Source organism: Paenibacillus mendelii (assembly GCF_024498075.1).
GTDB classification, from domain to species: domain Bacteria; phylum Bacillota; class Bacilli; order Paenibacillales; family Paenibacillaceae; genus Paenibacillus_Z; species Paenibacillus_Z mendelii.
Genome location: NZ_JANHOF010000016.1, coordinates 38,171 through 57,663 on the forward strand (window position 1 = coordinate 38,171; position 19,493 = coordinate 57,663).

At 52.0% G+C, this 19,493-nt stretch carries 18 protein-coding genes; 3 read left to right on the top strand and 15 right to left on the bottom strand.

Going from position 1 to position 19,493, the window contains the following annotated elements:
• Positions 1–22: 22 nt before the first annotated feature.
• Positions 23–517 carry a GNAT family N-acetyltransferase gene (locus NNL21_RS29810; RefSeq protein ID WP_204818977.1) on the bottom strand — a complete coding sequence of 165 codons (495 nt, stop codon included), beginning with the start codon at positions 515–517 and terminating at the stop codon, positions 23–25.
• 205 nt (positions 518–722) lie between these two features.
• Here NNL21_RS29810 and NNL21_RS29815 point away from each other — a divergent pair, with 205 nt between their 5' ends.
• Positions 723–2,477, top strand: a complete 1,755-nt coding sequence (locus NNL21_RS29815; RefSeq protein ID WP_204818976.1) for a methyl-accepting chemotaxis protein — start codon at positions 723–725, stop codon at positions 2,475–2,477.
• 14 nt (positions 2,478–2,491) lie between these two features.
• Here NNL21_RS29815 and NNL21_RS29820 read toward each other — a convergent pair whose 3' ends face one another.
• The 6 genes from NNL21_RS29820 to NNL21_RS29845 form a co-directional block, all read right to left on the bottom strand.
• Positions 2,492–3,052: an NUDIX domain-containing protein gene (locus tag NNL21_RS29820; protein WP_204818975.1), complete on the bottom strand. Its 561-nt coding sequence runs from the start codon at positions 3,050–3,052 to the stop codon at positions 2,492–2,494.
• Positions 3,049–3,783, bottom strand: coding sequence for a gamma-glutamyl-gamma-aminobutyrate hydrolase family protein (locus tag NNL21_RS29825; protein ID WP_256555575.1), 735 nt, complete (start codon positions 3,781–3,783; stop codon positions 3,049–3,051). Before NNL21_RS29825 ends, NNL21_RS29820 begins: the two co-directional genes overlap by 4 nt.
• A gap of 53 nt (positions 3,784–3,836) precedes the next feature.
• Positions 3,837–5,786 (bottom strand): beta/alpha barrel domain-containing protein, encoded by a 1,950-nt coding sequence (locus NNL21_RS29830; protein ID WP_204818974.1) that lies wholly within the window; start codon positions 5,784–5,786, stop codon positions 3,837–3,839.
• Between the two features lie 51 nt (positions 5,787–5,837).
• A complete protein-coding gene (locus NNL21_RS29835) occupies positions 5,838–6,560 on the bottom strand; it encodes an IMP cyclohydrolase (RefSeq protein ID WP_204818973.1) in 723 nt (240 codons plus the stop codon).
• A gap of 261 nt (positions 6,561–6,821) precedes the next feature.
• On the bottom strand, positions 6,822–7,463 hold the full coding sequence (locus NNL21_RS29840; RefSeq protein WP_204818972.1) for a pyridoxamine 5'-phosphate oxidase family protein: 642 nt from the start codon (positions 7,461–7,463) through the stop codon (positions 6,822–6,824).
• A gap of 42 nt (positions 7,464–7,505) precedes the next feature.
• On the bottom strand, positions 7,506–8,012 hold the full coding sequence (locus NNL21_RS29845) for a nucleotidyltransferase family protein (protein ID WP_204819117.1): 507 nt from the start codon (positions 8,010–8,012) through the stop codon (positions 7,506–7,508).
• Between the two features lie 256 nt (positions 8,013–8,268).
• Between NNL21_RS29845 and NNL21_RS29850 the strand changes: the two genes are divergently transcribed.
• Entirely contained in the window at positions 8,269–8,946 is a 678-nt protein-coding gene (locus NNL21_RS29850; protein ID WP_204818971.1) for a FadR/GntR family transcriptional regulator, read from the top strand.
• Between the two features lie 19 nt (positions 8,947–8,965).
• Complete coding sequence (dgoD, locus tag NNL21_RS29855; RefSeq protein ID WP_204818970.1) at positions 8,966–10,114, top strand: galactonate dehydratase; 1,149 nt, start codon at positions 8,966–8,968, stop codon at positions 10,112–10,114.
• Between the two features lie 102 nt (positions 10,115–10,216).
• Here the strand turns inward: dgoD and NNL21_RS29860 are convergent, their stop codons facing one another.
• From NNL21_RS29860 to NNL21_RS29895, 8 genes are all read right to left on the bottom strand, one after another.
• Positions 10,217–10,948: a LutC/YkgG family protein gene (locus NNL21_RS29860; RefSeq protein WP_204818969.1), complete on the bottom strand. Its 732-nt coding sequence runs from the start codon at positions 10,946–10,948 to the stop codon at positions 10,217–10,219.
• A complete protein-coding gene (locus NNL21_RS29865) occupies positions 10,941–12,452 on the bottom strand; it encodes a LutB/LldF family L-lactate oxidation iron-sulfur protein (RefSeq protein ID WP_204818968.1) in 1,512 nt (503 codons plus the stop codon). The genes NNL21_RS29860 and NNL21_RS29865 overlap by 8 nt, the downstream gene beginning before the upstream one ends.
• A gap of 2 nt (positions 12,453–12,454) precedes the next feature.
• Positions 12,455–13,177, bottom strand: coding sequence for a (Fe-S)-binding protein (locus tag NNL21_RS29870; protein ID WP_204818967.1), 723 nt, complete (start codon positions 13,175–13,177; stop codon positions 12,455–12,457).
• A 142-nt stretch (positions 13,178–13,319) separates the two neighbouring features.
• Positions 13,320–14,081, bottom strand: a complete 762-nt coding sequence (locus NNL21_RS29875) for a DeoR/GlpR family DNA-binding transcription regulator (protein ID WP_204818966.1) — start codon at positions 14,079–14,081, stop codon at positions 13,320–13,322.
• Between the two features lie 39 nt (positions 14,082–14,120).
• Positions 14,121–15,590, bottom strand: coding sequence for a rhamnulokinase (locus NNL21_RS29880; RefSeq protein WP_204818965.1), 1,470 nt, complete (start codon positions 15,588–15,590; stop codon positions 14,121–14,123).
• A 49-nt stretch (positions 15,591–15,639) separates the two neighbouring features.
• Positions 15,640–16,917: an L-rhamnose isomerase gene (rhaA, locus tag NNL21_RS29885; protein WP_204818964.1), complete on the bottom strand. Its 1,278-nt coding sequence runs from the start codon at positions 16,915–16,917 to the stop codon at positions 15,640–15,642.
• A 13-nt stretch (positions 16,918–16,930) separates the two neighbouring features.
• Positions 16,931–17,305, bottom strand: a complete 375-nt coding sequence (locus tag NNL21_RS29890; protein WP_204818963.1) for a sensory rhodopsin transducer — start codon at positions 17,303–17,305, stop codon at positions 16,931–16,933.
• An 18-nt stretch (positions 17,306–17,323) separates the two neighbouring features.
• Complete coding sequence (locus NNL21_RS29895) at positions 17,324–19,393, bottom strand: bifunctional aldolase/short-chain dehydrogenase (protein WP_204818962.1); 2,070 nt, start codon at positions 19,391–19,393, stop codon at positions 17,324–17,326.
• Positions 19,394–19,493: the final 100 nt, after the last annotated feature.

Here is a 19,493-nt window from a genome sequence, read left to right on the forward strand (position 1 = left end):
TGTTTTTTTATTCAAAATGTTATCAGAGTATTTTCTGATAGGATTTCAGGTCCAGCCAGCGGTCAAATTTATAAGCGACCTCTTTATAGCAGGCACACTGTTCGTAGCCCAGCTTCTCGAACAACCGCAAACTCCCTTCGTTCTCGCTGCAAATCGTGGCAATAAACGAATGGATATGGTTCTCACGGGCTAACTGCTCTACAAACGGAACGGCATAGCTTCCGATCCCCTGTCTGCCAAAGGCCGGCTCCAAATATACCGTGACCTCTGCCGTCACCTTATACGCCGCTTTCTTCTTATGCTGCGTATACAATACATATCCGGCATAATGACCATCCGAGAGGATGATCAGCGAGCGGTACAACTCGTCCATCGGTTGGATTAACTGATGCATCTGTTCCGCGCTCACCGGTTCCATATCGAACGATACGGTCGTGTGCTCGACATAATAATTGTAGGTGTTCCTCACTTGCTCCAAATAAGACTCTGTATAGTCAATAAATGTTAGTTTATTCATGATGCCACCTCATAATTGTTCTAGTCAACTTAACAGAAACCTAACAATCGTCAAGAAAGATTTCTAATAGATGCTTGTTATACTTGTCTGCAGCTATTATAACCTCCCTCTCTACATCAGAATAATAAGAAAATTATTCATCCCTCTATTTCTTTGCACTTGTTCAGACGATAAATATCTTACTACAACGAGAGGTGTGACTGCATTGTTCATTGCAAAATATTTTAAAACGAAAAGCTTGCTGTTCACAAGTTCATTGGTATTGTCCCTTATTTTCACGGTGGTCCTCGGAAGCAGTGTGTGGTTATCGTATAACCAGCAGCGGCAGGCATACTTGAATGAGTTCGAGCAGTATGGACAGAGCTTATCCGCTCAAATTAAAGCAAACAGCGCATCACTGACAACCGCTCATGATATGATCGCGACGAAGCAGGGGAGCGGTGACGCTGCCTTCTCTATTCTTAAGATGCAGCTGGATGCGATGGCAGAGAGTACATCGATCGCGAATTCGTATGTATTCATGCCAGATAAGATAGAAAAGGACGGAAAGACGTTTCTCTTGAACATTCAGGAGAATCAAAGCCTGACGGACTTGGGTCTGCTTCCCGGCACTGAATATGAGCTGAACTCCTACTTCTTGGAAGGTTATGAAGAGGCTATGCGCGATGGTTGGGCGGTTACGGATTCATACTCCGATTCCATGGGCGATTGGATTTCTTACTTGGCTCCGATCCGCGACAAGAACGGAGAGATCATCGCTCTATTCGGACTCGATTTCGATTATGGTACCGTCAAGAAAGAACTATCGTTCATGCTGTGGACCAATCTGGGCGGCGGCTTCGCATTCATACTCATCTCGATCCTGATCGTCGTATCTCTTATCCGGATCGCCGTGAGACCGCTTCGCAAGCTCGCTGAATTATCCAAGCTTGCTTCGCAAGGCGACTTAACCGTATCCATTCCTATTACGAACGGCAATGAAATCGGTCAAGCTGCGGAATCCTTCAACATGATGATCGCAAGCCTTCGCGATCTCACCCGGAGCATTCGCACCACCTCAGCTGAAGTATCCGAATCGGCTTCCAATCTGCAGGAGAGCGCTAAGCAGACAGCTGAAGCAACGCAGGAAATTGCGGAAGCGATTCAAAGCGTCGCAGCCGGCTCCGACACGCAGCTGCAGAGCTCGAAGGAATGTCAGCGGGCAATGATCGAGATGGCGACCGGCATTCAGCGAATCGCGGAATCGTCCTCCGTCGTATCGGATTTAGCCGCGGATACAACCACAAGCGCCTCGGCTGGCGAGTCGGTTATAGCAAGCACGGTTAACCAAATGCAAACCATCGAGCATAATTTATCCAGTTCGGTGGAGACCATTCATGAATTGAAAGAGCTGAGCGGCCGAATAGGCGAAATTATGGCGCTCATCGCTGACGTTGCCAACCAGACCAATCTGCTTGCGCTGAATGCTTCCATCGAAGCCGCTCGTGCCGGCGAACATGGCAAGGGCTTTGCCGTCGTCGCTCAAGAAATACGCAAGCTGGCCGAACGCTCCCGGGAATCCTCCGAGCAAATCGAATCGATTCTCCAAGGCATCGGCACCCGCACTACGCAGGCTGTCTCCTCTCTGGAGCAGTCCATGACGGAAGCGCGCACGGGAACATCCGTCGCCCATCAGGCCGGCGATACGTTCCGTACGATCGTTCACGCTATTCGTCAAGTGTCTGAGCAGGTTCAAGAGGTATCGGCAGCTTCGCAGCAAATGTCCGCGGGGAGCGAGCAGATCGCAGCTTCGCTTGAAGAGCTGGAGCGCATTGCTTCCGTGTCGTCACAAGACTCGGAGAACGTCGCCGCTTCATCAGAAGAACAGCTTGCCGCTATGGAAGAAGTCGCGAGCTCTTCCGAGCAGCTTCGCGAGCTTGCGAATAGCTTGAACCGCACCATTGAGCGGTTCAAGGTTTAACCGCTAATCTATGGCTAGAACACCTCCGGATCGATGAGCGCATTCCAATGCACGAGGGGCCCGCCGTCAGCGTCGATGGACATGGTCCCCGAGAAGATGTGCTCCCGATCCGGATTTTCAATATAATGGGCAAATACAGCATGATGAATCGCGGAGGAACGCAGCCCGCCAACTTCTTCCGGCCTATGCCAGCCTAGCTCTCCCTCATCGGACTCAACAACATTCGCCCGTTTCGTTTCACCGACATATACATACTGCTGCCGCATTTCATCTCCTTTTAGCCGCAGCAGAATATACTTCAGCTTTAGCTCGCTTACATCTTCCCGCTTCAGTCCTGTCTCCTCTTCGATTTCACGGTAACAAGCATCGATCGGATCGTTCAACTCATCCGTCTCCATATGCCCACCTATTCCACTGTAGAAAGGCATCGTCTGGCGCTGCCAGTTGGACGCTTGTTTTTTCATCAGCAGCACCTTCCCGCCATGGAACAGAAACGCCACTGCCATCTGTCTCGTTCGAATCGTCACGTTCTGGACCGCCCTTCTATCCTCTGCAGCTTCATTCTGATGATTCATTCTTCCTCCCCGGCTTTGCTTTCCTTGCACGCCTGTATGAATGCCTCGAACAGCTTACGTGAAATCTCATCCACCTGGGCTGACGTCTCCGGATGCCACTGAACGCCGAGGACAAAGGGATGCGAGACGCTCTCGATCGCTTCAATGATTCCATCCTTCGCTGTTGCTACCGTTGTAAAGCCATCCGCAGTCCTGCTCACCGCTTGGTGGTGAAATGTATTCACCCGGAATTCTTCGGCTCCGGCGATACGATGCAGCAAGGAACCCGGCGTCACTTGTACCGTATGTGCCAAGTACGTAGCAGGCGCTTGCTGGCGATGTTGAAGCCCCTCGCACTGCCGCTCGATATCCTGATACAGCGCTCCGCCCGCAGCCACATTAAGCACTTGAATTCCCCGGCATATCGCAAATATCGGCTTGCCAAGACGCAGGCATTCCTGGGTAAGCCTGATTTCCAGCCGGTCGCGCTCGGGAGTAATGCGGCCAAGCCCGCGATGCGGTTCTTCACCGAAGTAGGAAGGGTCGATGTCGGCTCCTCCGGTCAACAGCAGCCCATCTATTAGATTCGCGTATTGAGAGATTTCCGGCATCTCGCCCCCTAATGGGACGATGATTGGCAGCCCGCCCGCACGCATCGTACACTCCGTACTGTTAACGGCGCCATCCTCCTGGGAGCTTGTTACACCAATAACGGGCTTCTTCATCGAAACGGTTGCTTCTACGGCGTCCATCTAGCCACCCCTATTATCCATATATTATTATACTCATCGACAACTCTTCTTCTTCAGGCTCGATCGGTCTTTGAAGCTGATATTGGCCGCATTAAGTAAGGATATAGGAGTAGAAGGCCAAGTACATACAACACCAAGGCGAATATCGCCGGAGAAAGATGCCAGAAATCCATGTACCCGATATACAGATGAACGCTGAATGCCGCGGCAAAAGCTGGCGTACCCGCTCCCAGAAACGTCCACCATAGCCAGCGCGCTCCCTGCTGGATGCCCCATAGCGCAGTTGCCAGGAGGGCGATCGCGTTGGATAATAACGCCCCGCCGAAGCCTGCCCGGTCATGTGCGATGAGCGGCAGCAGATTGGGATTGGCGGAATCCAGCGCAGCGGGACTGGTCATCAAGAATTCCAAGTCTTCGGGTACGAACACCTTCGTAACGCCCACCGTGGAAATGGTGATCCCGCCAATCACGAGTGCAAAACCAAGAACAACGAGCATAAACTGCCCCCGCTGTGCCATTCTCCATGTCGGATTGTTCGCGACATTCGTCTTTCTGCGGTAAGGCTCTTCCTTCCGATCCCGCATGGCCAGCATGAACATCGGCAGCAGAATGGCAGCAGCCGTTGCATGAAGCGGATCGAAATAGCCATAACCCAAATACAGAAAAAAACTGCTGAAGCCCACGATTCCCGACACCATCAGAGCCGTTCTTGCCCAGTGCAGCCGTTCCCGCAGCCCATACCTTCCAAGCTGATAGTAGAGAACGCCGATAGAGAGCATCGTGCCTGCGAGCGTGATACGGTCATGTGACATGAAGGGCAGCAGACGCTCATTGATGCTGGCAAGCGTCTCGGCGTCCGTGCATAGAAAGGAAAGATCATACGGAAGCACCACTGTCGTCGCCGCAATAATCCATGCGATGATTCCGCCAATGATCATGCCGATCCCGAGCAGACACATCCACCCCCATCCTTGCCAGAATGAAGGCAGAGGCGGTGCAGGAAGGCGTGATACAATTCGGTACAGGATGGCTTCATTCACTCTCTTGGGCAAGCCCGGCCCAGAGAACACGATTCCGCTATGAAGCTGCACCAGATCGGCTCCGGCCTCCGTAAGATCAAGCGCGTCCTGCGGCTCATGCACGCCGCCGGCAGCTATCAGCGTGAATGATTCTGCCGGATACACGGAACGGATTCGCTTCAGCTTCTGTAAGACGGAGCTTCGTACGGCGCGTCCGACTACTTGGCTGTCACCGACTGTAATCGCATCGCCAATGACAACGCCTTCGAAGACAATGCCAGCTTCGTTAATATTGGCAAGCCGCGCCATGATCGCTTCCTCATTCGTATCCGGTTGAATATATAACAACACGGGTTTGTCTGCTGCTTCCGACTTGGTTAGCCGAACAGCCTCCATGGTGCAGGCGTCGATAATGTCGGACGGCCAGCTATCCTCGGAGATATCCAAGTAGAAACCGGCTGCGAATGGGTTTAACGCCTTCAGCATACTTCGGATCTGAACCAGCGCTTCACCTGGGGTACAGCCTGGCATAGGGCAAAGCCGAAAAAAAGACGGAAGCGGATGGTCCCGTTTCCGCCTCATCCGCTCTACAATGGCTGCAAGGCCGTCATTAACCGGTGCGTCGGGATAAACGATAGCTTCTTGAGCCCGGTCCAAGACAATGGGTTGATCGGATCGAACAGGCTCCATGGTGACTGGACCGATTTCCGTGAATCCGAATCCAAATTGCGCCAATGCGCGCTGGGCCGTCCCATGCGGGTCAACGCCGCCGCCGAGACCTATTGGATATTTCAAATCCAGGCCAAGCCGCTTCTGTTCTAGCAGTGGCGATACTTCCATATGACCGAGCGTACGGATGACGAGTGACCCGCCTGGAATTCGGCTGAGCCCGCCCATGGCATGAAGGGTTGCACTTCTGGCAATTCGAGCCGGCAGTTTAAATAGAAGCGGACGGAACAGCGTTTGGTACGACCAATCTGGCATAGCAGCTCCCCCCCCTTTGTTGCAGCATCCGTATGCGATCACGATCGCGCGCTACCCGTGTTTATTCACGATTCGCAGCTCTACCTGACCGGTACGGACATCAATATGCTTGACTAGCATGGAAACTCGATTGCTCTCATCCAGCAGTGACCAATAATAAGACAGAGATTCGTCCATGACATCAAATAGCGGAAGCTCGTAGGGCTCTCCGGCATAAGAGAGCAAGACTCCGTCTTTCTCTTGCGCATAGGTGTGAATACAATGTCCGACACCCGGTGTAAAGCGGTCGAAATGATAGAAATCCCGAACGCATAGCCCTGGCTGCTGATTGGCTGTTTTTAGTATTGATAGTGTATATGTCTGCCGGTTCCTATCCATAACCCCTGATATTCGGGGCGTGTAGTGCGGCGGATCCGGCTCATATTCGCGTCGCTGAAGAGATGATTCGAACAGCTCGCCTACTTGCAAACCCGATATGATCGTATCGGTTTGATCGCCGTTCGTCACGATATGATAGGGTCCCTCTTCCTTAATCGGGCTGTAAATCGTTAACGACGGATCGGTCATCCTCGCAGGTTCGTAAGCTTCGTTACGAACAGAGGTCCCCTCTTGCTTGAAGACACGATTACGGCTATTCTCGCTTCGTCCCATAATCCAATACAGTTGAACATAATGTAATTGAGATGGCGTTAATCCGATAATGAATCCGCGTCCTGGATAAGGATTGCTGCGAAGACGTTCCACGTTATCGGACAGCCGAGCAGATGTAAGCATGCAAAAACTCCTTCTGTGGAATTGTAGAAGCACCTCTGCTAGTATCCTGTAGCTGCAGCTATTGCTAGTTTATCATCTCGCGCTGTTGTTTTGAACGCTTGTTTTCCTTGCAAGTGCGGAGCAGGAAGAATGATTCTGGTGAAGCGCTGGCGGGCGCCTTTGTTCTAAGCATTTCAAGCTTTAAATCTGATTCGAAGAAAGCCGGGGACAACAGCGATCGCAAGAACATTCTGCCTGCGCAGCAGGTCATGTTCCTGTCTGCTAGTACAGCCTTTTTTCATAGCTTTCCCGCAGCCCTTGAGCAACCGATTCGGCGGTTACGTCAGCGACACCGACGTGATCGGCCAGCATCTTCGCAACTGTGGGCATGGCTGACAGATCAGGCCATGATTCGGGCTTCCATAATTCCGAGCGCCGGAACGCTTTGCCGCAATGAAAGTAGCAGGCTTCCACCTGAATACCGATTCCCAGCTTCGGTATTTTTCCATGCGAGCTCATCTTCTCCATCAGATCCGGATCCGTAATGATGCTTGCACGCCCATTCATCCGCAGCGTTTCTTCCAGACCAGGAATGATGAAAATAAGTCCGGCATGCGGATTCTCCAGCAAATTGAGAAAGGAATCCATCTTACGATTGCCAGGACGCTCCGGAATGACAAGATGCTTCTCATCCAGAACATACACGAAGCCTGGCGCATCTCCTCTAGGAGAAACATCGCATGATCCTCGGCTATCCGAAGTTGCTAAATAGACCATTGGAGAAAGAGAGATGAAAGAGCGGCAATGCGCATCGATCGTCGTAATCGTCTTCTGTGCAACAACCGGGTTCGGATAACCGAGCAGCTGACGCAGCTCGTCTTCTGACTCCACACGATTGTTAAATATGCTTGTATTCGAATTCATAGCGTTTCTCCTCCTGCTTCCATCCTGACCGCGGCCAGGATATCAATCTTCAATAATAGCAAGGTTCGGCCACAGACGCTGCCACTGTTTCGCCGTTATACGGCTCCGATAGTAAGCTTGATCCGAGAATAGAGGGCTTCGTCTGACAATCAGACGGAATAAGTCATCCAACCCGTAGGGACAGCAGAGGCTCAGCTCATCGTTCCATTCCAGCCTCACTCCGATTGCAGTAGCCGTCTCCGGCCATCTGCTTAATGCATCGTAGACGGAATCATATGCGGCCTCATTGTTACGAATATGCATTCTAGCTTGATTCTTGACCGACCACTTCTCATTACCAGTAGCATCGATTAGCGATTGTTCCAAAGCCTGATCCCGCTGCTCCTCCGGAAAATCGGAATCATAATACACCACATCGATATCACTGTGAGTGGCCCGGTAATCATAATTGTGCAGCCTGTCCCAGACATAGTTGCGTATGTAGCCTGCTGCCACGAAGCTGTTGGGAAGCTCAAGTCCCCTTACGCGCCGCAAGTCGTCCATCATCATTGGATGCTCGCGGATATAGCTCTTTAATAATTGTTCCAACTTTCCGTTCACCTCGCCTCTACCGGACTGCCAAGCATGACCGGCAGGTTAAGTTGATTTACTATACCATAGCTCCCAATATTTGAAAATAATCGGAGTGGAACGTTCAAGAAATCGTTGACAATCAGATTGAATAGATAATATCATTTATATAAATAGATATGATCTTTATGTAATTTCGTAAAGATTGCTTAAGGAGAAAGGAAGAGAACCTGTCATGAAGAAGCTCGCCCATGAGGAAATCATCGCGCGTGTGAAGGATAAGATTGCGAGCGGCGAATGGAAACCGGGCGAACGTCTTCCGACAACCAGACAGCTGGCAGTGGATTTTGGACTTAGCATGACGGCAGTACGTGAGGCATTGCGGGTGCTCGAGAATCAGCGAATCGTGAGTGTGGAGCATGGGCGGGGCATCTATATCCATAACGATCCCAGCTTGCTCGATGACCCGGCAGGCAAACTGCGAGAGCTGGAGGACAGCACCCTCCTGGAGCTGCTAGAAGCTCGAATCGTGCTCGAACCGGAGCTTGCCGCCTTCTGCGCAGAACGGGCGACCTCCGGCCAAGTAAGAGAGATCCGCTTGCTGGCGGAGCGGATGGAGGAGCAGATTCGGCAGGGCATAGATCACTACGCCACCGATCTTCAATTCCATATGACAATCGCCGAGGGCGCCAATAACCCGCTTCTATCGCAGATGCTGTCGGCCATCTCGGATTTATCCGCGAAAGGGCGCAGAGAAACGAACAAGCTGCCCCACAGCAAGGCGAAAGCGGCGAGCTATCATATGCTGATCGCTATCGCCATCGAAGAACGCGAAGCTGATCAAGCCCGTTCACTCATGAAAACGCATATCAGCGACATGATCGCAGCCGTGAAGAAAGCACTCGGCCAATAGAGAGGAGAACTGATAAACCATGAAAATAACACGTATGGAAACCTTTGTTGTTCCGCCTCGCTGGTTGTTCCTTAAAGTAGAAACGGACGAAGGAATTGTCGGCTGGGGAGAGCCCATCATCGAGGGGAAGGCGCACACCGTTCAAGCTGCCGTGGAAGAGTTGAGCAGCTATTTAATCGGCAAGGATCCGCTGCGGATCGAGGATCACTGGCAGGTCATGTACCGGGGCGGCTTCTACCGTGGCGGCGCCATTCTAATGAGCGCGATTGCCGGTATCGACCAAGCGCTGTGGGACATTAAGGGCAAGTACTTCAACGCCCCGGTCTATCAGTTGATTGGCGGCGCCTGCCGCGAGAAGATGAAGGTCTATTCCTGGATCGGAGGCGACCGGCCTAGCGACGTCGGCGCTTCCGCTCTGCGTGCCAAGGAAGCGGGCTTTACCGCTATTAAGATGAACGGTACGGAGGAGCTTCAATACGTCGATACCTACGAGAAAATCGATCAAGTTCTAGCTAGGGTTGCCGCCGTTCGTGATGCAGCAGGACCGTATATGGGCATCGGCATCGATTTTCACGGCCGCGTCCACAAACCCATGGCCAAGGTGCTCGCGAAGGAGCTGGAACAGTTCCGCCCTCTCTTCATTGAGGAGCCTGTGCTGAGCGAGAATAACGAAGCCTTGCGGGACATTGCCCGCGCTACGAATATTCCGATCGCAACAGGTGAGCGGATGTTCTCCCGTTGGGACTTTAAATCGCTGCTCGCCGATGGATACGTCGACATTATCCAGCCTGATCTGTCGCATGCCGGGGGCATTACCGAATGCAAGAAGATCGCGTCCATGGCGGAAGCCTACGATGTCGCCGTGGCGCCGCATTGCCCTCTCGGCCCGATTGCCCTTGCCGCTTGCCTTCAGGTCGATGCCACCTGTCATAATGCCTTTATCCAGGAACAAAGTCTCGGCATTCATTATAATCAAGGCAACGACCTGCTGGACTACATTCATGATCATTCCGTCTTCGAATATAAAGAAGGCTTCGTCACCATTCCGCCTGGACCCGGCCTCGGCATTGCCATCAATGAGGAGCAAGTGCGCAAGATGGCCGAGATCGGCCATCATTGGCAGAATCCGCTCTGGCGTCATGAGGACGGCAGCGTAGCTGAATGGTAAGACACTTGAAACGATAGAAAAGCGCGGCGATCGTTCCCGATCGCCGCGCTTTTGTTGTCAATTTCTATAGTAGACTGCACTATTGGAAGGAAACTTCGTTTCTTATCCGACGATAAGGGAGTAGACGATACCCGGTCCATGCACACCAATCGTCAAATCATTCTCAATATCGGCCGATCGGCTTGGACCGGAGATAAAGTGAATGCCTGCAGGCAGGCTAGCCCTTCCTGCGCGATCGAAATCGGGTAGTATCTCCCCTAACCGTGTCTTCAGACGTTCCAGCGGAATAATGACGATCAGCACAGTCGGCAGCAAGCTGACGGAACGGCCTTTATCCTTGGAGGATAGTACCGTTACCGATCCTGTGTAAGCAGCCGCATAGTCTGCCATAACAACACCGAAATCGGCTTCTGCGGCACGTGCCTTCCAGGACTGCGCCGGATCGCTGTTCCATACGGATATGGACGCATCTGGGAGTGCAGCTTCCAGCCCTAGCGCCTCAAGCTCCGCCTGATTCTGCCGCACAATATACTTGGCGCTCATCTCATTGGCTTTGTCGGCAATGAACTGCTTCGCCGCCTCCATATCGGCCAGCCGGGCAACATGTCCGCCAGCGCTCTTGAAGTTCTCCGTAAAATGTTGAACCCGCTCTTCCTGCGACCATTCGAAATTGTTCCAGAAGTCGGGTGCGCCGCGGAAAGGATGCTTAGGCGCCTCCATTACTCTCGGCCGTCCCAGCTTGCTGGCAATGCTGTTCATGAATTTCTCCTGTTTCGAACGGGATGCTGCCTCAAGTTCATCCAGCCATTGTTGATGTGTTTGTGACTCAGCCATGGCCGTGTCCTCCTTTATCCCTGTTCTTCACAGCGGCTTCCATGCGGCTGCGTACCGCCGGATCCATCTCTTGAAGCCCGTTGCGGATCTCTTCCTCAATCGTTCCCCAACTATCCCGGAACGTCTTCTTCGGTATGCTCGGTGTAACCCGGTAGGTGTTCCAGCCTTTCAGCGGACCGAGCTTCGTTCTTATTTCGCCATTGCGAACAACAAGCTTCTGCCCCAGCTTACCCAGATTTAAGATCGTACGGAACCGTTTCGAGCCGCCCATCACCGCGGAAAAGCCTTTCATCCCGATGCTTTCGATCTTATTGCCATGACCGGCTTCGACCTTCCGTCTTCGCAAATAAACGAGCATATCATGCAGTGGAATTTTCACTGGACAGGCTTCGTAACAAGCGCCGCACAAGCTTGACGCATTCGCAATATCATCCCATTCGCCCACGTTCTTCTGAAGCGATGGTGTCAATACGGCTCCGATCGGACCGCTATATGTGCCACCGTACGCGTGACCGCCGATGTGGCGGTATACCGGGCAGGCGTTCAGACAAGCGCCGCAGCGGATGCAGTTCAGCAGTTCCTGGAATTCCGGATCGCCCAGCTGCAGGGAACGGCCGTTATCGACAATAATAATATGCATTTCTTCCGGACCGTCTCCGTCTTCGGATCGGCGCGGACCTGTAATGCCGGACATGTAGACCGTCAGCTTCTGACCGGTTGCCGAACGCGGAAGAAGCGTTGCCATGACCTCCAGATCCGTCCAAGAAGGAATAATCCGCTCCATGCCCATCAGTGTAATTTGTGTTTTCGGTACGGTTGTAACCATACGCGCATTGCCTTCGTTCTCGAACAGGACCATAGAGCCGGTCTCGGCGATCGCAAAGTTACAGCCCGTCATTCCGATATCGGCTTCAAGAAACTTCTCGCGAAGCTTCTTGCGGACGAAGCCTGCAAGCACAGTCGTGTCTGGCGCGAGCGTTTCACCTGCATCCGCGGACAAGAGATCTGCGATTTGATAACGGTTCTTATGAATGGCAGGGATAATAATATGAGACGGGGTCTCGCCTGCCAGCTGAATGATATATTCGCCCAAATCGGTTTCGATCGCTTCGATGCCGATCTTCTCGAGGTGATGGTTCAGATGCAGCTCCTCGGTTACCATGGACTTCGACTTGACGATCGTTTTCGCCTGCTTGCGCTCGGCGATGTCCAGCGCTACCTTTACCGCGTCTGCCGCTGTATCTGCGAAGTGAACATGGACACCGTTTGCACGGGCATTCTCCGTAAAGATATTCAAATAATAATCGAGATGCGCGATCGTATGAAGCCGGATCTGCCGGCCCCGCTCCCGCCAATCATCCCAATTCCCATGATCCTCGGACGCTTTCTTCTTCCCGTTGCGAAGTCGTTCGGTCGTGAACCGGACAGCTTTTCGTAAAAAATCGTCGTTCAAGGCTAAATCCGCACGCTCTTTAACCGTACCTGCCGTTCCCGTCGTACTCATGCTTATTTCACTCCTTCGTAGAGCAGCTCAGCCAAGTGCATCACTCGTACCGGTTCGTTCCGGTAGCGCAAATTACCGCTAATATTCATGAGGCAAGCCATATCCAGACCGACCAATACTTCCGCTTCCGATTCCAGAACGTGATCGACCTTCTCGGTGACCATCGCCCCGGAGATGTCTGCCATCTTCACAGCGAATGTGCCGCCGAATCCGCAGCAATCTTCTGCAAAAGGCAGCGGAACAAGCTCAAGTCCCTTTACATGATTCATCAGAGCAATCGGCTCATCCTTAACCCCGAGCAGACGGCTGCCGTGGCAGGAAGGATGATAGGTCACTTTGTGAGGGAAGCTTGCTCCCACATCGGTAACGCCCAGGACATTGACGAGAAATTGAGTGAATTCATACGATTTGCTCTGCAGCTCCTTCGCACGCTCGAGCATAACCGGATCGTTCTCGAACAGCTTCGGATAGTGATGGATCATCCCTGTACAAGAACCGGAGGGAGAAATGACAAAGTCGCTGTCTTCGAAAGCATCCAGAATCGTCGATGCCGTAGCGCGCGCATCATCCCAGTAACCGCTGTTAAAAGCCGGCTGGCCACAGCATGTTTGAACCTTCGGAAAATCCAGCTGCACCCCGTAACGGGCCAGCAATCGCACCATCGCTTCACCGACCCGCGGATAGATGGCATCGCTCATACAAGTAATGAATAAGGAAACTTTCACGGGTAACACCTCGCTGCTTTTGTTTGAGATCATTTTATCAGGTTATCAGACATCTTAGCAACAACTAATTGTTACAAGGGTAGTGGAAAAATAGTAAGAGACCCCGCCATTGGTGGTGACGGGGTTAACTCATTCTTTTCGATCAAACCGTTGTCACTGAAATACTGCGTTCCTTCAACTGTACGACCGTCTCCTTCGGGATGCGCTCATCGGTAATGATTGCATTCACACTGGACAAATCCGCTACGTGTGTAAATGCATTCACCCCAAACTTGCTCGCGTCGGCAAGGAGAATGACTTGATCCGCAATGCCGATCATCTTCTCCTTGATCCGTGCTTGCAGCTCGTTCGATTCGCTGATTCCCCGCTCCAGGTGAACGCCCTTGCAGGATAGGAACACTTTATTGACATGGTAAGCATCGAGTGAGCGTTCGGCGAGCGGCCCGACAAATGATAACGACCGCTGCGCCATCAGCCCGCCTGTGGAAATCACTTCAATCTTATCTTTATTACTCAGCTCGATTGCGACCTTGATCGAATTGGTCAGCACAGTGAGCGGAATATCGGGTACGATGGAAGCCATATACCATGCAGTCGAGCTGGCATCAAGCAAGATCCGGTCATGCGGCTGAATCCGGTTGATGGCCTCTTCGGCGATCCGCTTCTTCTCTTCCGCATGGATGATCTCCCGTTCGAAATAGGGAACCTCGGACTGCTGTTGGTCCTTCACGCTGACTGCACCGCCATGGGAGCGGCGCAAGCGCCCTCCTGCTTCCAGGCGGTCGAGGTCGCGACGGATCGTTTCCTCTGTCACGTGGCATAGCTCGCTCAATTCAGATACCCGGATGCTTCCTCTTTCATTCACCAGCTGCACAATTTTCTCATAACGCTCCGCAACAAGCATAACTTACCTCTTTTCAAAGCAAAATGTTAACGATGTGACTTAGTCTAGGCCGGTCACCTTCAAGAAATGGCCGTAAGCCTGCTCCCATTCAGCCGGATTCTCGGGTTCATAGACGGTCACTGGGAACGATTCGCGGATCACCTTGCGCGCTTCCCATATATCGGAGAGCTCGCCTTGTGCAATCCATTGTACGATCAGGTTCCCAATTGCGCTTCCTTCAGCTGGCCCCGCCCATACCGGCTTGCCAATTGCATTAGCCGACCATGCGCACAGCAGCGTATTATGAATACCACCGCCTACCATATGAAGTCCGTTAAATTGCTGTCCTGACAGACGCTCGGTTAAACCAAGCACATAACGGTATTTTAACGCAAGACTCTCTAGAATGCACCGGACAATTGCACCAACGTCCTCAGGCGGCTTCTGTCCCGTCTGCTGACAGTAGCTGCGGATTTGTGCCGGCATATCTCCAGGATGCAGGAACATGGCGTCGTCCGGATCGATGAATGCCGCGAATGGAGCCGCTTTCTCGGCCGAAGCGACAAGCTCTGGGAACGTATACGACTTCCCTGTCCGCTCCCATTCCCGTCTGCATTCCTGCAGCACCCAGAGACCCATAATATTCTTAAGCAGCCGGAATGTTCCGTCTACGCCGCCCTCGTTCGTGAAATTAAGCTCGCGGGCCAGGTCATTAATGACCGGTTGATCCACTTCGGTTCCCATGAGAGACCAGGTTCCACAGCTTAAATAAGCGAAGGAGCGATCCAACGCCGGAACGGCAGCAACTGCTGATCCGGTGTCATGCTCGGCTACGGCATAGACCGGAATCGAATCGATGCCAAGCTCGGAGCAGATCGAGCTGCTGAGCATACCCGCACTGGTACCCGGTTGAAGAATATTCCCGAACCATGCTCGAGGTATTCCAAGCTTCTCAAGCAATTCCCCGTCCCAGTCACCTTTAATGGGATTGTAGAGCTGCGTTGTCGTGGCATTGGAGAACTCATTGTGCATTTCTCCGGTTAAGAAATAACGAAGCAGATCTGGAATCATGAGAAAACGATCCGCTTGCGCAAGCCATGGCGAATTCGCTTTCTTAAGCGCATAGAGCTGGAAGATCGTATTGAACTGCAGGAATTGAATTCCCGTTCGACCGAAGATTTCTTCAGCCGGCAGTTCGGCAAACAATTCTTCCATCGCTCCATCTGTGTGCCGGTCCCGGTAATGATACGGATTGCCGATGAGCTCTCCGTTCTTCCCGATAAAGCCGAAATCGACAGCCCAAGAATCGATTGCGATGCTCTTGATTGCAATGTCTTGATGTTTCGCTTTAAGCAGCCCTTGCTTGATCTCGTGAACCAGACGAAGAATGTCCCAGTGCAGGCGGTCGCCCACCTGCACCGGGTCATTAGGGAAGCGGTGAAGCTCCTCCACTTCGATCTTGCGGTCCGTGAGACGGCCGATTAACGCTCTGCCGCTGCTCGCTCCTAAATCAAATGCGAGAATACTCACCTGTTGGCACCGCCCTTAATAGTAATAATCCAGGATGTGACAGCCGTTATTAAACGACTGCAGCCTCGGTTTCACGTTTCAGAAGAACTTCTTTCTCATACGTTTTCACTTCAGCCAGCCACTCTTCACGAACAGGAACACCTTGCTTCGCGCAATAGTAATCCCATACCGCACCGAATGGGTAGGACTTGAATTCTTCCGTCAGGGCAAGGCGTGTCGTAAAGTCGCCTTCAAGCTCAGCTTTCTTCAGTGCTTCAGACGGCTCCAGCATAGCACGCATAAGAGCTTTGATCGTGTTGCGTGTTCCGATGACCCATGCCGCAACGCGGTTAATGCTGGCATCGAAGAAGTCGAGGCCGATATGAGTCGTATCCAACAGTTTGTTACGAACGAGCTCTCTGCCGATATCCAGCAGCTCATCGTCCATGACGACAACGTGATCGCTATCCCAACGCATTGGGCGGCTGACGTGAAGCAGGATGCCGTTCGTGAACAGAGCCAACGAAGATAATTTATTCGAAATAACCTCTGTAGGATGGAAGTGACCCGCATCCAGACAGATCAGCTTATCATTCTTAATGCCATAGCCCATATAGAACTCATGGGATCCGACTACGTAAGCTTCTGAGCCGAGGCCGAACACTTTGCTTTCTACAGCGTCAAGATTATATTTAGGGTCAATCTCTTCAGCGAAAACTTGGTCGAGTGAATCCTTCAGGCGCTGACGTGGTGCCATGCGGTCTGCAGGAACGTCTTTGTAGCCGTCTGGAACCCAAACGTTGGTTACGCAGGTTTGGCCCAATTGCTCTCCGAAGTATGCGCCAATTTTTCGCGATGCTTTGCAGTGATCGATCCAGAACTGGCGAATTTCCGGGTCCGGATGGCTCAGCGTGAAGCCGTCGCTCGACTTCTCATGCGAGAAGCAGGTTGGGTTGAAGTCAAGACCGAGGCCTTGCTCCTTCGCCCAATCTACCCAGCTTTGAAAATGCTTCGGCTCCAGTTGGTCCAAATCCACTTTCTCATTGGTATCGGCATAAATAGCATGAAGATTGACTTTGTGCTTGCCTGGAATCAGGGAGAACGCTTTCTCCATATCCGCTTGCAATTGCTTCGGTGTGCGCGCCTTTCCAGGATAATTTCCTGTTACCGAGATCCCGCCGGTCAATTCTTGGTCAGGGAAGAGGAATCCGCGAACGTCGTCACCTTGCCAGCAATGAACCGATACTTTGATTTTTGCTAGTGCTTCAAGTACCTCATCCACATTAATTCCGTGTTTCTGATAGAGGACCTTCGCCTCTTCATAGCTTTTTTCAACTGATGTTTGCATATATTTCCCCTCCTTATTTGATGGCAAAGCCTAATGTTGTCATTAAAGCGTTCTCAGCTTGCGTCGCATCAAGCCGGCTGTACTGGACGATCACCGGAATGTCGCTGATTACTTCAATCGCGTAGGGAACGCCGACTGGAATCGACGTCCCTGCTTGATTAAGAGTACTCGTGCGAATGTGTCTTGTCCGGCGTCCTGGGCAGACGACGAGAATGTTCTCAATTGGATCCCGATCCTCGAAGAAGATCGTGAACTTCAGCAGTGCTTCCTCGGTGGATGTGTTAAGCACACAGACCGATTCATGGCTCTCATATTCACCAGGCGCGCTGTTTGGCGGAATATAACCATCAGGAATGTACCAATTTTTCTCGCCTATTGCTTTAGACATGGATAAGTGCCACCCTTCTTATCGAGTAAATGCCGCCGGTACACCGCCATCAACAGTCAGCATACAGCCGGTAGTCTTGCTGGATTTCGAGGATGCGAAGAAGGCAATGCCTTCGGCGATATCCCGTGGGTAGATATTAACAAGCAGTGTAGTGCGTTTGCGGTAGTGGTCTTCCAGTTGATCCGGCTCAATGCCATAAGCGGCAGCCCGCTCATTGCGCCAGTTCGAGTTCCAGATCGCAGAGCCTTGCAGAATCGCATCAGGCAGAATCGTATTGACGCGAATGCCGAACTCTCCGCCTTCCGTAGCAATACAGCGGGCCAGATGCGCTTCGAGCGCTTTAACGGAGCTGTATGCCGATACATTCTTACCTGCATAGATGGAGTTTTTGGAGCCGATGAATACCATGTTGCCGCCGATGCCTTGGTCCTTCATGAGCTTGAACGCTTCACGGGCAACAAGGAAATATCCGGTGCCAAGCACGTTGATATTCAAGTTCCATTCCTTCAGCGAAGTCTCGTCAAACGGGCTGGAAGTTGCCAAGCCTGCATTGTTAACGATGATGTCTACACCGCCGTATGTTAGTGCTGTATCTGCGTATGCGGCCGTAATTTGTTCTTCACTGGTTACGTCCATTTTAACTGCGATCGCGCGGTTCTCGCCATACTTCTCATTAATTTCTCCGGCAACCTTCTGCGCGCCTTCCAAATTAAGATCGGCAAGCACGACATGGGCGCCTTCCGATACGAGGCGGCGTGCTGTTTCGCTGCCGATGCCGCCTGCTCCGCCAGTAATGAAAGCGACTTTGCGGGAGAACTCGGTTTCTGCCGGTGCAAGTGACAGCTTGTAAAGCTCAAGCGGCCAGTATTCCACGTTGTAGGATTCGTTCTCGCTCAGCGAGACGAAGCTTCCAAGCGCAGTTGCGCCGCGCATCACCGCAATCGCACGGTGATAGAGTGCTCCGCTTACTTTGGAAATAGCCCAGCTCTTACCTGTGTTGATCATACCCACACCTGGAATCAGGATAACGCGCGGTGCTGCTTCGAACATAACGTCGCCATCATTGTGGTTGCGTTCGAAGTAGGCTTTGTACTGCTCCTTGTAGGCGGCAATGCCTTCTTTGAGCTTCGCTTTCAGTCCATCCACGTCATCTGCGTTTGGTGTCCAATCAATGAACAGCGGCACGACTTTCGTGTGAACCAGGTGATCCGGGCAAGCAGCTCCAACTTGCGAAAGGGTTGGGGAATCTTGTCCGCCAACGAATTGAAGCACATCGGACTCATCGTCGAATGAGAGCATCATTTGCTTCGCATCGCTTACCGCTCCGCGAACGGCTGGCATAACTTGAGAAGCAATGCTTCTGCGGACGTCAGCCGGCAGAGCCGCGTGCTTCACGCCTCCGAAGATCTTGTCTTCCTGGATACGCGCTTCAATGAACGCTTCTGCTTCGCTAATAATCTTAATCGTCTGTGCATAAGCCGCTTCCGACGTTTCGCCCCATGTTACCAAGCCGTGTTTCTCCATAAGTACCAGCTCGGCATTCGGATTCGCCAAGACGCCTTCTGCAATCATCTTCGAAAGGGTGAAGCCAGGGCGCACATACGGTACCCATACAAAACGGTCACCGAAAATTTCACGCGCGAGTTCTTTGCCGTTATCCGCGCAGCAAAGGCTGATGATAGAATCCGGATGTGTGTGGTCAACATGCTTGAAGGGCAGGAATGCATGCAGCAGCGTTTCAATGGAAGCGCGCGGATGCTTGGCATCGATCATGCAGTTCACCAAGTAAGCAACCATTTCTTCGTCGGACATCTCTTCACGGTCAAACAATGGACGAATATCATCCATGCGGAGTCCCGTGAAATTGCCGGCCTTCATGGAAGCCAAATCCGATCCGCTGCCCTTTACGTACATAACTTCTACGTCACGGCCGCGGAAATCCTTAACGGTCGTCTTGCTGGACGTGTTGCCGCCGCCCCAGTTGCATACCCGACGATCCGCACCGATAATATTAGACCGGTAAACGAGCTCGTCAAGTCCGCCTTGAAGCTCTGATGCCTTCGAATTGTCCCACAATGATTGTACCATTCATATACCTCCGGTTGTTTGTTTATTTATGTTTGTTTTTATTCTAGCATATTTGATTTTCTTTGAAAACACATTTTTTCAAACATAAACGGAAACGAAG